We start from the raw sequence: 12,564 nt of genomic DNA, 5'->3' as shown, positions 1-12,564 counted from the left end.
TCACGCCGCGTTCCGGCCGCGCGGAAGCCCGCCCCGCCCCCGTCCCGGCTCCCGCCCGGAACCGGCCCGCCGGCCCCGGGAGCCGATCCTCCCGGGGCCCGTGCCACCCCGCCGCGTGCTACTTCTTGTCGTCGGGTGCCTGGTCGGGTGCGTTCTCCGGGTGCCAGCAGGCGGTGCGCTGCCCGGGCTTCAGCTCCAGCATCGGCGGCTCCTTGGTCTTGCAGACCTGGGTGGCCTTCCAGCACCGGGTGTGGAAGCGGCAGCCGGGCGGCGGCGCGATCGGCGAGGGCACGTCGCCCTTGAGCAGGATCCGTTCGCGCTGCTGCCTGCGCTTGGTGTCCGGCACCGGCACCGCGGACATCAGCGCCTTGGTGTACGGGTGCAGCGGCGCCCGGTACAGGCTGGCGCGGTCGGACAGCTCGACGACCTTGCCCAGGTACATGACCGCGATCCGGTCCGAGACGTGCCGGACGACGGACAGGTCGTGGGCGATGATCACGTACGTGAGCCCGAACTCCTGCTGCAGGTCGTCCAGCAGGTTGACCACCTGCGCCTGGATGGACACGTCCAGCGCCGAGACCGGCTCGTCCGCGCCGATCAGCTTCGGCTGCAGGGCCAGCGCCCGGGCGATGCCGATGCGCTGCCGCTGGCCGCCGGAGAACTCGTGCGGATAGCGGTTGTAGTGCTCGGGGTTCAGGCCGACCCGCTCCAGGATCGCCTGGACCTCCTTCTTCACCCCGCCCTCGGGCGTGACGTTCTGCAGCTTGAACGGGGCGCCGACGATCGTGCCGACGGTGTGCCGCGGGTTCAGCGAGGAGTACGGGTCCTGGAAGATCATCTGCACGTCGCGGCGCAGCGGGCGCATCTGGCCCGTGCTCAGGTGCGTGATGTCCCGGCCCTGGAACTCGACGCTGCCGCCGGTGGGCTCCAGCAGCCGGGTGATCAGCCGGCCCATGGTGGACTTGCCGCAGCCGGACTCGCCGACCACGCCCAGGGTCTCGCCGGGCAGCACCTCGAAGTCGATACCGTCCACCGCCTGCACCGCGCCGACCTTGCGCTGCAGCAGGCCCTTGCGGATGGGGAAGTGCTTGGCCAGCCCCGAGACCCTGAGCAGCGGCTCGGTGCCGGCGACGGGCTTCTTGCGCAGCCGCGCGCCGGGAATGGTCGCGGTCGCCTGCGTCCCGCCGGGGTCGGTCGGCCCGGCCCCCGCGGCGCCGGTCGCCTTCCCGTCCCCCGCAGTGGGGGTACCCCCGCCAGTGGGGGCGTAGCCGGCGGGGGAGGTCGCCTGGTCGGCCTTCGTCTCGGGCACAGCCTCGTCCTTCACAGCTTCGGCGCAATCTCTTCGGTGTAGATGCGCTCCCGGTCTTCCTGCCGCATGTGGCAGGCAGCAAAGTGGTTGGCGCCCACTTCGCGCAGCTCGGGCCGTACGGTACGGCTGGCGTCGTCCGCGGGCACGTCCGCGTAGGGGCAGCGGGGGTGGAACGCACAGCCGCTAGGCACGTTGATGAGGCTCGGCGGGCTGCCCTTGACCGGGATGAGCCGGTCCGTGGCCTCCCGGTCGATGCGCGGCATGGAGCCGAGCAGGCCCCAGGTGTACGGGTGCTGCGGCCGGTCGAAGATCTGCTCGGCCGAGCCCTTCTCCACGCACCGGCCGCCGTACATCACCAGGATGTCGTCGGCCAGCTCGGCGACCACGCCGAGGTCGTGGGTGATGATGACGACCGCGGAGCCGAACTCCTTCTGCAGATCCCGGATCAGGTCGAGTATCTGCGCCTGCACGGTGACGTCGAGCGCGGTCGTCGGCTCGTCGGCGATGAGCAGTTCGGGGTTGTTCACCAGCGCCATCGCGATCATCGCGCGCTGGCGCATGCCGCCGGAGAACTGGTGCGGGTAGTCGTCGACGCGCTTGTCGGGCTGCGGGATGCCGACCCGGTCGAGCATCTCGATCGCCCGCTTGCGCGCGGTCTTCTTGTCGACGTCGTGGTGGACCCGGTACGCCTCCACGATCTGGTACCCGATCTTGTAGTACGGGTGCAGCGCGGACAGCGGGTCCTGGAAGATCATCGACATCTCACGGCCGCGCAGCCGGCGGACCGTGTCGGGCTCCGCGGACAGCAGCTCCTGGCCGTTGAGCCAGATCTCGCCGGAGAGCCGCGCCCGCCGGCGCTTGCCGTACTGCCCGGCGGTGTGCAGCCCCATCACCGCCAGCGAGGTGACGGACTTGCCGGAGCCGGACTCGCCCACGATGCCGAGGGTCTTGCCCTTCTCCAGCTGGAAGGAGAGCCCGTCGACGGACTTCACCAGGCCGTCGTCGGTCGGGAAGTGGACCTTCAGGTCCCGGATGTCCAGGAAGGCCGACGCTTCAGTGCCGGTGGGCACCGGCTCGCCGACGGCGCCCGTCTTCGTCAGGCCGGTCACGAGACCCTCACCCTCGGGTCGATGGCGGCGTACACGAAGTCGACCACCAGATTGCAGATCACGATGAAGAAGGCGGCGAACAACGTGACGCCGAGGATCGGCGGCAGGTCGTTCTCGTTGATGGACTGCACCGCCCAGGAGCCGACCCCGTTGAAGGAGAACACCGTCTCGGTGATCACCGCCCCGCCGAGCAGCAGCGCGAAGTCCATGCCGAAGATGGTGACGATGGGGGTCAGCGCGGAGCGCAGCCCGTGCCGGGTGATCACCACCGGCTCCTTCAGGCCCTTCGCGCGGGCGGTGCGGATGTAGTCCTCACCCATGGTCTCCAGCATCCCGGCCCGCGTGAGTCTCGCATAGAGAGCCGAATAGAGGAACGCCAGGGAGAACCAGGGCAGCATCAGCCCCTGGAACCAGCGCACCGGATTCTCGGTGAGCGGCGTGTACTCGTTCGGGAAGATCTCCCACTGGTAGACGAACAGCGCCAGCGCGACGGTGCCGGTGAAGAACATCGGCAGCGAGACGCCGGCCAGGGCGATGCCCATGGCCGCGCGGTCGAAGAACGACCCGGGGCGCAGCGCCGAGATCACGCCCGTCGTCACGCCGGAGACCAGCCACAGCACGGCGGCGCCGACCGCCAGCGAGGCGGTGACCGGCAGCCGGTCCAGCATCTCCGGCCAGACCTCCACGTGCTTGCGGAAGGAGTAGCCGAGGCAGGGTGCGTTGCACTGCGACGGGTCGGGGCCGAAGTTGAACTCCCGGCCGGCGAAGATGCCGCGGATGAAGTCCCAGTACTGGACGTAGACGGGATCGTCGAGGCCGAGGTTCTTCTTGACCGCGTCGATGGTCTTGGGGTCCGGGCTCTTGCCGATGTACTGCGCGGCGAGCTGGTCTGCGGTGCTGCCGGCGAGCCGCGGCAGGATGAAGAAGATGGCGTAGGTGATGGCGCTCACGACGAACAGCAGCACCACCGCGGCCAGCAGCCGCCGGATGAGATACGCGAACACGAGGGCGTGCCTTCCACGGTCCGGGCGGCGCGGGCGGTGCCGGTGAGGGGCACCGCCCGCGCAGCCGGTGAGGGTGCTACTTCAGGCCGAGGTTCAGGTAGTCGTACTGACCGCTGAACGCCTGCGAGGACACCAGGTTGGTGAGCTTGTCCGAGCGCTGGTGCAGGACCTTGAAGTAGGAGAGGGGCACGATCGCCGCCGTCTCCAGGACCTTCTCGTCCACCTCGGCGTATGCCTTGGCACGGGCCGCCTTGTCCGGGTTGGCGATCGAGTCGTCGAGCAGCTTGTTGATCTCCGGGTCGTCCAGGTACGAGATGTTCGTGTTCCCGTCTTCACCGATGGCACCGCCGTTGAAGATCTGCTGCAGGAAGCCGTAGCCGCTGGGCCAGTCGGCGCCCCACTGCATCATGTACAGACCCGCGTTGTTGTCCTTGGTCCACTTCTTGGAGCCCGCGAAGTCGGTGAAGTACTTGCCGCCGGGGAACTTCTGGATCTCGGCGTTGATGCCCACCTTCTTCAGGGCCGCCTGGATCGCCGTGGCGTTGTCGATCTCGTCCTGGCGCTCGGTGCGCGCGGTCAGCACGGTGTCGAACCCGTCGGGCTCACCGCACTCCTTCAGCGCGGCCTTGGCCTTGTCGACGTCGCCCTTGCTGCCCTCGGTGGCGTACGGGTCGTCATACGCCTCGTGGCTCGGGACGTCCGGCGGCAGCGCGGTGGTGGCGATGCTGCCCTTGGGCTCGCCGCCGAGGGCGCGCAGCGAGGAGTCCTTGTCGACGGCGTACTCCACCGCCTTGCGGCAGTTGACGTCGTCGAACGGCGCCAGCTGGGTGTTCATCGCCAGGTAGGTCAGGCGGCCGCCGGTCGGATTGTCGATCATGTTCGACTTGTCCCGCAGCAGCTGCGACTGGGTCTGACCGGTGACGCCGAGGGCGTCCAGCATCACGTGGGTCTCGCCGGCCTCGATGTTCTGGTCGATGGTCTCGGCGTTGACCTTGAACTTGACCTCGATCTTGTCCGGCAGCTGCTTGCGGATCTCGTCCGTCTTCGGGTCCCACTGGTCGTTGCGGACCAGGGTGGCGGACTTGTCCAGGTCGAAGCTCTCGAACTTGTACGAGCCGGAGGAGACGATGTTCTTCTGGTAGTCCGAGCCGTTGTCCTTGTCCCGCGGCACCGGCGCGGTCTGCGTCATCGCCACCAGGTAGTCGAACTCCTGGAACGGCTGCGCCAGCTCGAAGACGATCGTGTGGTCGTCCGGGGTCTTGATGGACGAGATGCCCTCTTCGCCCTTGTCCTTGTACGGACCCTGGTAGTCGTCCGGGTTCTTCAGGTACTGGGCGAAGTAGTTCGGGCCGAGGGAGAGCACGTCGCGGGCGTAGTTGCTCCGCTCGACGGCGTACTTGACGTCACCGGACGTAATCTCGGTGCCGTCCTCGTACTTGACACCCTTCTTGATCTTGTACGTCCAGGTCTTGCCGCCGTCCGTCGACTCACCGGGACCCTCGGCGAGGTCCGGCACCGGCTCCGCGGCCTGTGCGCCCGGGCCGGGGGCGTAGGTCATGAGGGAGCGGGCGTACAGCCGGCTGAAGTTCCACACGTAGCCGTAGTACGTGTTGCCCGGGTCCATCGAGTCCGGCACGTCGGCGGACTCGTAGACGAGGGTGCCGCCCTTCTTGTCGGACGGGTTGAGGACCTTCTCGATCGCCGCGTTCGCGGGCGCGCCGCCGCCCTCGCCGCCCTCGTCGTCGTCGTTGCCGCCACCGCCGCAGGCGGAGACGGTCAGCGCGACCGAGACGGCAACCGCGAGCATGGCGGCTGATTTCGACCTGAGTTTCATGGTGAGGCGTTGCCCCCTGGTTCGGAGAGATGGGACGAGAGCGGGAACGGCGGGTGCCGCGCCCAGACTGTTTCCTGGTGTCATCGGTGTCATCGGCGGCCCTTGGGATCGAGTGCGTCCCTGAGCCCGTCGCCCAAGAGGTTGAAGGCCAGCACGGAGAGGAAGATCGCCACACCCGGCACGACCATGAACATCGGGTCGACCTGGTAGTAGTCGATCGCGCTGCTCAGCATGCCGCCCCAGGAGGCCTGCGGCGGCTGGATGCCCACGCCGAGGAAGCTCAGCGCCGCCTCGAAGAGGATGTTGGTCGGGATCAGCAGCGTGGAGTAGACGAGGATCGGCCCCACCAGGTTCGGCAGCAGCTCCCGGAAGAGGATGAAGGGGCCGCGCGCGCCCAGGCTCCGGGCCGCTTCGACGAACTCGCGTTCACGCAGGCTGAGCGTCTGTCCTCGGACGATTCGGCCGATATACGGCCAGCTGAAGAAGCCGATGACGAAGATCAGCACGCCGATGTGCAGCTCCAGCCCCTTCAGCCCGAAGGCGCCGCCCTGCAGCGCGGCGGAGATGGAGATGGCGAAGAGCAGCACCGGGAAGGCCAGGAACGTGTCCATGGTCCGGCTGATGATCGTGTCGGCCCACTTGCCGTAGTAGCCGGCGATGACGCCGAGGACGGTGCCGATCACGACGGCGACCATGGTGGCGCCGAAGGCCACCAGCAGCGAGACCCAGGAGCCCTCCAGGATCCGGGTGGCGATGTCGCGGCCGAGCTTCGGCTCCACGCCCAGCGGGTGGTCCCAGCTGATGCCGCCGAACGAGCCGTACGGCGTGGCCAGGGAGGGGTCGACGAGGTCCTGGTTCAGCTTGTTGGGGTCGAGACCGAAGATCGACTGGATCGGCCGGGAGAGCGCGGCGATCAGGATGAGCAGCACCACGACGACGCCGCCCGCCATGGCGACGCGGTCACGCTTGAGCCGCATCCACGCGATGCGCCCGAGTGAACGGCCCTCGATCCGGCTCTTGTCCACGCCCTCGACGAGAGCTTCCGGCGTCGCCTCGGCAGCGCCGGTGGTCTCGATAGGTGCCGTCATGTTGTGGGGACCCCTCCCGAGCGGCGGCGTCCCGCCGTCGTCTGCCGCGGTAGCGGCTCATTCGCTTCGCTGGTGCAAGTCATGCCGTGGTGCCGTGTGCCGTTGGTTCGTGGTCCGTGATCGTGAATGTCCGCCGTCGCACAGGGGAACGACAGCCTCCTGCGGGGGGAGTCTTCAACGCGCTAGGGATCACTCGCCAGACCCCGAGGGGAATGGATGCGCAAACGTGATGCGATGCAGTGGATACCGTTATCCGGACATCCCACCGCCGCTGAGCGGATCTTCACCGCCCCGATAGCGGGGCGTATGCCGACATAAAGATCGGGGCCTCAGAACTGCGGGGCGGGCCCCGGCTGCCAACCGGACTGCTGGGCGCCGCCCGCCGAGTGCGGCGGCGGATAGCCGTAGCCGGCGGGCGGGGCGGCCGGGCCGCCGCCGTGGGCGCCGCGGTCGAAGAACGGCCGGGAGTTGGCCCGCATCCACATCGCCACCGGCTCGTGGTCGTCGGCCAGCGCCACCGTGGAGACCGCCAGGCCCGGGGGCGCGGCGGCCACGGACTCCTGCATCATCGCCTGCGCCGCGGCGACGGACTGGGGGCCCGTGTCGTACAGGTCGATGCCGATGGCCAGGTACGGCTCGCCGAGCGCCGGCTGCACCCAGGCGCGGCAGAGCGTGCGCACGGCGGGGGTGCGGTGGGCGGTCTGGCCCAGCAGGGCGTAGAACTGCGCGACGTCCACGACGGGCTCGGAGATCCGCAGCGGGCCCGCGGGCAGCCGGTCCAGGCCGGTGGCCACCCGGCGCAGGTCGAGCCAGGGGACGCCGACGCCGCCGCCGGCGGCGTGCGGGTCGAGCCACAGGCCCCAGCGGTCGGGGTAGAGCGCGGCGGCGATCTCCGCACCGGCGACGGGCTCGTGGGCACCGGCCCAGCCGCTGGCGGCCAGCTCGTGGTCGGAGCTGAAGCAGGGCGCGTAGGCGTGGCCCTCGACCTGCATGCTGCCGTACTGCGCGTCGGGCGAGTCCGGTCGGCCCTGCCAGAGCAGCATCCACACCTGCCCGGCGGCCAGCGCGGCGAGCAGCGCCTCGTAGGCGTCGTACCTGCCGGGAGCCACCTGGCGGACCAGCTGGCCCACGCCCGCTCCCGGCGCCGCACTCCCGCTCGCGCCCCCGTTCACCCTCGGCCCCAACCCTTCGTCTCGGCCATCGCCGCCGCCGGGCACGCGTGTACCCCCGGAATGGTCATCAAACCAGCTTAGGGCCTCCCCGCGTCAGCCGACCCGGATGTAGAACGGCTCGACCTTGGCCCGCATCCAGGTGATCACCGGGTCCACGGCGGCGTCGAGGAACACCAGTTGCACCTTCCACGGCACCGGCTGCGCGCCCAGCGCCCGGCCCAGCGCCTCCACCGTCGCCTGCCGGCTCTCGTCGTACGTGTCCAGCAGCTCGACCCCGATGTACAGCTGTACGGCACCCCCCTCCACGCTCGCGAGCCCCCGGCGTGCGCTGCGCACCACCCCGATCCGCTCGAACTCCTCCCGGGCGACGGCCAGGAAGTCCACCGGGTCGTCCTGCCAGTCCGGCGTGAACAGCCGCACCCGGCCGCCCCGCGCCTCCCCCGGCAGCCGCGGCGCCCCGCGGTCCCGGCGGTCGCGGCACAACTCAGCCACCGCGGCCGGCGGCAGCGGCACGCCGACGGTGCCGCCGGGGTTGACCGCGATGCCGACCCCCGGCGGCAGCCCGCGGGCGAACTCGCGGGCGGGCGCGACGGTGAACGACATGTGCGAGCCGGTCACCCGCAGGAACTCCTCCTGCGAGGAGAACACCGGCACGTACGGCGCGCCGCCGATGTCGGTCGTCGGCAGGTCGAGCGACGCGCTGTCCGGGCCGCCGCCCTCGGGCAGCGGCACCCACAGGCTGCTGCGGCCCAGCACCTCCAGCAGCCGCGGGGCCGCCTGCGGGTTGCCGAGGGAGGCGGCGAGCACCTCCTCCAGCTCGTTGCCGGGAAAGCCGCCCGTGGCGGGGGGCTGCGGGGAGCGGTAGTCGTAGCTCATCGGAACCAGCCAACTGTCGGGGGTGAACGTCGGCACCCTAACGGCTGCGAGCGTTCGCGGGCGAAGCCCGTACGTGCACACGGTGGCGCCCTCTCACCCACCGACCTCGGATAAAAGAGAGCACCTTCTCCGGCGAACGCGGCGGAGCCGCCGGAGCTGCCGGCGGGGTCGGGCGGGTTGCGACCGTACGGGCCCGGGAACGGGGCGGCGGCGGGCGCGCGCTCAGCCGAAGCTGATCCCGCGCAGCGCCCCCGCCGCCGCCCCGTCCAGCACCAGCACCGACGCGCACACCGCCGCCAGCTCCCCGTCCCGCGCCGAGTCCAGCAGCCGCCGGTGCGCCCACCGGTGCCGGGCGAAGGCGTAGCGCGACACCGCGCGCCCGCGCGCCGCCTGCCGCTCCCGCGCCACGTCGGCCGGTACGTCCAGCACCACCACGTGCACCCCGCGCCCGTACCGCCGGGCCTGCCGGGTCAGCCACCACCGCACCCACGGCAGCGTGCCGCAGTCGTGCACGACGAGGCTGCCGCCGGCGCGGACCGCGAAGCGCAGCCGGGCGTAGTGGTGGACGCGCACCAGCGGCCGGTACATCCCGTACGGCAGCCGCGGCCCCAGCCGGCGCGCCCAGTGTTCGCGTACGTACTGCGAGTCGATCAGCAGCACCTCCGCCGGCGGTCGCGTCCGCCGCATGAGCGTGCTCTTGCCGCTGCCCGGCAGCCCGGAGATCACGACGATGTCCCCCTCGGGATATCGAAGCCGCTCCCGGGAGGCCGCCTGCTCCACCGTCACGCCGCCTCCCACGCCCTGCCCGCCGCTGCCCTCCACCAGCCTGGCAACAGCGGCGGGGCTCGACAAGGACGCCATGGCACAACGGAAGGCGCTCTCCCAGTTCCGCGCGCCGGCCCGCGATCGCCGGTCGCGTGCAATGATGGGGCCCGCCAACTCCATACCGGCCGTTCGAACCCGCGCGGGAGAGTCCCGGTGCCTCACCGCACCGGGCGCCGAAGGAGCAAGTCCTCCCTTGAATCTCTCAGGCCCCGTCACCGCGCGGGCGAGGCAGATCTGAAAAGCGGGCGGCGTCCTGGAGCACAGCAGTGTGCCGGCGCCGCCCCACCCAAGGTGCAAGCCACGCTCCCGCGGGATCGTGGCGAACCTCTCAGGTTCCGATGACAGATGGGGAGGACACGACCACCCCCTGTCCGGGAGCCTGACGATGACCACTGAGAGCCCTGCACCGCGCCGTACCGCGCTCGACGCCACGCACCGCGCGCTCGGCGCCACCATGACCGGCTTCGCCGGCTGGGACATGCCGCTGCGCTACGGCAGCGAGCGCGAGGAGCACGTCGCGGTGCGCACCCGCGCCGGCCTCTTCGACCTCTCCCACATGGGCGAGATCACCGTCTCCGGCCCCGGGGCCGCCGTGCTGCTCGACTACGCCCTGGTGGGCCGGCTGTCCGCGGTGCGCCCCGGCCGCGCCCGGTACACGATGATCTGCCGCGAGGACGGCGGCATCCTCGACGACCTGATCGTCTACCGGCTCGCCGACGAGGAGTACATGATCGTCGCGAACGCCGCCAACGCGCAGGTCGTCCTGGACGCCCTCGTCGAGCGGGCCGCCGGCTTCCCGGGCGCGGTGGTACGGGACGACCGGGACGCGTACGCCCTGATCGCCGTGCAGGGCCCGAGGTCGGCCGCCGTGCTGGGCCGGGTCACCGACGCGGACCTGGCCGGCCTGAAGTACTACGCGGGGCTGCCCGGCACCGTCGCCGGCGCCGGCGCGCTCATCGCCCGTACCGGCTACACCGGCGAGGACGGCTTCGAGCTGTTCGTACGCCCCGCGGACGCGGTCGCCGTCTGGACCGCGCTGACCGCCGCCGGACAGGACGACGGCCTGGTGCCCTGCGGGCTCTCCTGCCGCGACACCCTCCGCCTGGAGGCCGGCATGCCGCTGTACGGGCACGAGCTGACCGCCGCGCTCACCCCCTTCGACGCCGGCCTCGGCCGGGTCGTCAAGCTCGACAAGCCCGGCGACTTCGTCGGGCGCAAGGCCCTCGCGCAGGCCGCCGAGCGCGCCGCGGCCGAGCCGCCGCGGGTGCTGGTCGGCCTGGTCGCCGAGGGCCGCCGGGTGCCGCGGGCGGGGTACGCGGTGGTGGCCGGCGGCCGGCGGATCGGCGAGGTCACCTCCGGCGCCCCCTCCCCCACCCTGGGCAAGCCGATCGCCATGGCGTACGTCGACGCCGCGCACGCCGAGCCGGGGCCGTCGGCGGCCACCGGCGTGGGCGTCGACATCCGCGGCAGCCACGAGCCGTACGAGGTCGTCGCCCTGCCGTTCTACAAGCGCCCCTGACCGCTCCACCTGCGCCTCTTCATGCCACTCACGTCTCGATCCTGGAGAATCGCCTCATGAGCAACCCTGAGCACCTGCGCTACAGCAAGGAACACGAGTGGGTCGCGGCCGGCGACGACGGCGTCGCCACCGTCGGCATCACCGCGCACGCCGCGAACGCGCTCGGCGACGTCGTCTACGTCCAGCTGCCGGACGTCGGCGACACGGTCACCGCGGGCGAGTCCTGCGGCGAGCTGGAGTCGACCAAGTCCGTCTCCGACCTCTACGCGCCGGTGACCGGGGAGGTCACCGCGGCCAACCAGGACGTCGTGGACGACCCGGCGCTGGTGAACTCCGGGCCGTTCGAGGACGGCTGGCTGTTCAAGGTGCGCGTCGCGGCCGAGGCCGAGGATCTGATGTCCGCCGCCGAGTACACCGAGTTCACCGCGGGCTGAACTCCGCCGTCACGCCCGCGTCCCTCTTCCCCGGAAGGTCCCATGTCCCTTCTGAACGGCTCACTTCTGAACGGCTCGCTCCACGACGTCGACCCCGAGGTCGCCGCCGCCGTGGACGCCGAGCTGCAGCGCCAGCAGTCCACCCTCGAAATGATCGCCTCGGAGAACTTCGCCCCGGTCGCCGTGCTTCAGGCGCAGGGCTCGGTCCTCACCAACAAGTACGCCGAGGGCTACCCCGGCCGCCGCTACTACGGCGGCTGCGAGCACGTCGACGTCGCCGAGGAGCTGGCCCGGGAGCGCGTCAAGGCGCTCTTCGGCGCCGAGGCCGCGAACGTCCAGCCGCACTCGGGCGCGTCGGCGAACGCGGCGGCGATGTTCGCGGTGCTGAAGCCCGGCGACACCATCCTGGGCCTGGACCTGGCCCACGGCGGCCACCTGACCCACGGCATGAAGATCAACTTCTCCGGCAAGCTGTACGACGTCGCCGCGTACCACGTCGACGCCGAGACCGGGCTGGTCGACATGGCCGAGGTCGAGCGGCTGGCCAAGGAGCGGCGGCCGAAGCTGATCATCGCCGGCTGGTCGGCGTACCCGCGGCAGCTGGACTTCGCCGGCTTCCGCCGGATCGCGGACGAGGCCGGCGCGCTGCTGATGGTCGACATGGCGCACTTCGCCGGGCTGGTGGCCGCGGGCCTGCACCCCAACCCCGTGCCGTACGCGGACATCGTCACCACGACGACCCACAAGACGCTCGGCGGGCCGCGCGGCGGGGTCATCCTGTCCCGCCAGGACCTCGCCAAGAAGATCAACTCAGCGGTCTTCCCCGGCCAGCAGGGCGGGCCGCTGGAGCACGTGATCGCGGCCAAGGCGGTGTCGTTCAAGATCGCGGCGTCGGAGGAGTTCAAGGAGCGGCAGCGGCGCACGCTGGACGGCGCCCGGATCCTGGCGGAGCGGCTGCTGCGCGACGACGCGCGCGCGGCCGGCGTCTCGGTGCTCTCCGGCGGCACGGACGTCCACCTGGTCCTGGTCGACCTGCGCGACTCCGAGCTGGACGGCCAGCAGGCCGAGGACCGGCTCCACGAGATCGGCATCACCGTCAACCGCAACGCGGTCCCGAACGACCCCCGCCCGCCCATGGTCACCTCCGGCCTGCGCATCGGCTCCCCGGCGCTGGCCACCCGCGGCTTCACCGCCGCGGACTTCGAGGAGGTCGCCGACGTCATCGCCGAGGCCCTCAAGCCGGGCTTCGACGAGGCCAAGACGGCCGCCCTCGCCGCCCGGGTCACGGCCCTGGCCGAGAAGCACCCGCTGTACCCCGGCCTGTAGCCCGTACCGCCCGTGGCCCCCGCCGCGCCGGCCCGGCGCGGCGGGGGCCACGGGCCCGGGGCGCACGC

Annotated in this window: 11 protein-coding genes and 1 riboswitch; of the genes, 3 read left to right on the top strand and 8 right to left on the bottom strand. The window is 71.3% G+C overall.

The window, feature by feature from the left end; translation table 11 throughout:
• Positions 1 to 118: 118 nt before the first annotated feature.
• The 8 genes from T328_RS29140 to T328_RS29105 form a co-directional block, all read right to left on the bottom strand.
• Positions 119 to 1,324, bottom strand: coding sequence for an ABC transporter ATP-binding protein (locus tag T328_RS29140; protein WP_496499196.1), 1,206 nt, complete (start codon positions 1,322 to 1,324; stop codon positions 119 to 121).
• On the bottom strand, positions 1,321 to 2,418 hold the full coding sequence (locus T328_RS29135) for an ABC transporter ATP-binding protein (RefSeq protein WP_496499195.1): 1,098 nt from the start codon (positions 2,416 to 2,418) through the stop codon (positions 1,321 to 1,323). Before T328_RS29135 ends, T328_RS29140 begins: the two co-directional genes overlap by 4 nt.
• Positions 2,415 to 3,422 (bottom strand): ABC transporter permease, encoded by a 1,008-nt coding sequence (locus tag T328_RS29130; protein ID WP_496499194.1) that lies wholly within the window; start codon positions 3,420 to 3,422, stop codon positions 2,415 to 2,417. Before T328_RS29130 ends, T328_RS29135 begins: the two co-directional genes overlap by 4 nt.
• Positions 3,423 to 3,498: 76 nt before the next feature.
• Positions 3,499 to 5,256, bottom strand: a complete 1,758-nt coding sequence (locus T328_RS29125) for an ABC transporter substrate-binding protein (RefSeq protein WP_496499193.1) — start codon at positions 5,254 to 5,256, stop codon at positions 3,499 to 3,501.
• A gap of 89 nt (positions 5,257 to 5,345) precedes the next feature.
• Positions 5,346 to 6,344, bottom strand: coding sequence for an ABC transporter permease (locus T328_RS29120; RefSeq protein ID WP_496499192.1), 999 nt, complete (start codon positions 6,342 to 6,344; stop codon positions 5,346 to 5,348).
• Positions 6,345 to 6,673: 329 nt separating this feature from the next.
• On the bottom strand, positions 6,674 to 7,474 hold the full coding sequence (locus T328_RS29115; protein WP_496499191.1) for an enhanced serine sensitivity protein SseB C-terminal domain-containing protein: 801 nt from the start codon (positions 7,472 to 7,474) through the stop codon (positions 6,674 to 6,676).
• Between the two features lie 135 nt (positions 7,475 to 7,609).
• Complete coding sequence (locus tag T328_RS29110) at positions 7,610 to 8,392, bottom strand: enhanced serine sensitivity protein SseB (RefSeq protein ID WP_496499190.1); 783 nt, start codon at positions 8,390 to 8,392, stop codon at positions 7,610 to 7,612.
• Positions 8,393 to 8,614: 222 nt separating this feature from the next.
• Complete coding sequence (locus T328_RS29105; protein WP_496499189.1) at positions 8,615 to 9,253, bottom strand: AAA family ATPase; 639 nt, start codon at positions 9,251 to 9,253, stop codon at positions 8,615 to 8,617.
• Between the two features lie 94 nt (positions 9,254 to 9,347).
• Positions 9,348 to 9,445: riboswitch (glycine riboswitch) on the top strand.
• A 157-nt stretch (positions 9,446 to 9,602) separates the two neighbouring features.
• On the opposite strand from T328_RS29105, the gene gcvT reads away from it, so the two are divergent.
• Genes gcvT through glyA form a run of 3 tightly spaced genes read left to right on the top strand, consistent with a single transcriptional unit; the run spans position 9,603 to position 12,496 of the window.
• The gene (gene gcvT, locus T328_RS29100) at positions 9,603 to 10,736 is read left to right on the top strand and encodes a glycine cleavage system aminomethyltransferase GcvT (RefSeq protein WP_496499188.1); all 1,134 of its coding nucleotides are present in this window, start codon (positions 9,603 to 9,605) and stop codon (positions 10,734 to 10,736) included.
• A 56-nt stretch (positions 10,737 to 10,792) separates the two neighbouring features.
• Positions 10,793 to 11,170, top strand: coding sequence for a glycine cleavage system protein GcvH (gene gcvH, locus T328_RS29095; RefSeq protein ID WP_496499187.1), 378 nt, complete (start codon positions 10,793 to 10,795; stop codon positions 11,168 to 11,170).
• Positions 11,171 to 11,212: 42 nt separating this feature from the next.
• Positions 11,213 to 12,496, top strand: coding sequence for a serine hydroxymethyltransferase (gene glyA, locus T328_RS29090; RefSeq protein ID WP_496499186.1), 1,284 nt, complete (start codon positions 11,213 to 11,215; stop codon positions 12,494 to 12,496).
• Positions 12,497 to 12,564 lie beyond the last annotated feature (68 nt).

Source organism: Streptomyces sp. CNX435 (assembly GCF_059570575.1).
The sequence above is the reverse complement of the archived record's forward strand: the minus strand, read 5'-3'. Positions and strand labels throughout refer to the sequence as shown.

What these genes read in the sequence shown, in the direction of transcription:
- gcvT (WP_496499188.1), top strand. Translation starts at nt 9,603, where the DNA reads ATGACCACTGAGAGCCCTGCACCGCGCCGTACCGCGCTCGACGCCACG.
- glyA (WP_496499186.1), top strand. Translation starts at nt 11,213, where the DNA reads ATGTCCCTTCTGAACGGCTCACTTCTGAACGGCTCGCTCCACGACGTC.
- T328_RS29110 (WP_496499190.1), bottom strand. Translation starts at nt 8,392, where the DNA reads ATGAGCTACGACTACCGCTCCCCGCAGCCCCCCGCCACGGGCGGCTTT.
- gcvH (WP_496499187.1), top strand. Translation starts at nt 10,793, where the DNA reads ATGAGCAACCCTGAGCACCTGCGCTACAGCAAGGAACACGAGTGGGTC.
- T328_RS29125 (WP_496499193.1), bottom strand. Translation starts at nt 5,256, where the DNA reads ATGAAACTCAGGTCGAAATCAGCCGCCATGCTCGCGGTTGCCGTCTCG.
- T328_RS29105 (WP_496499189.1), bottom strand. Translation starts at nt 9,253, where the DNA reads ATGGCGTCCTTGTCGAGCCCCGCCGCTGTTGCCAGGCTGGTGGAGGGC.
- T328_RS29120 (WP_496499192.1), bottom strand. Translation starts at nt 6,344, where the DNA reads ATGACGGCACCTATCGAGACCACCGGCGCTGCCGAGGCGACGCCGGAA.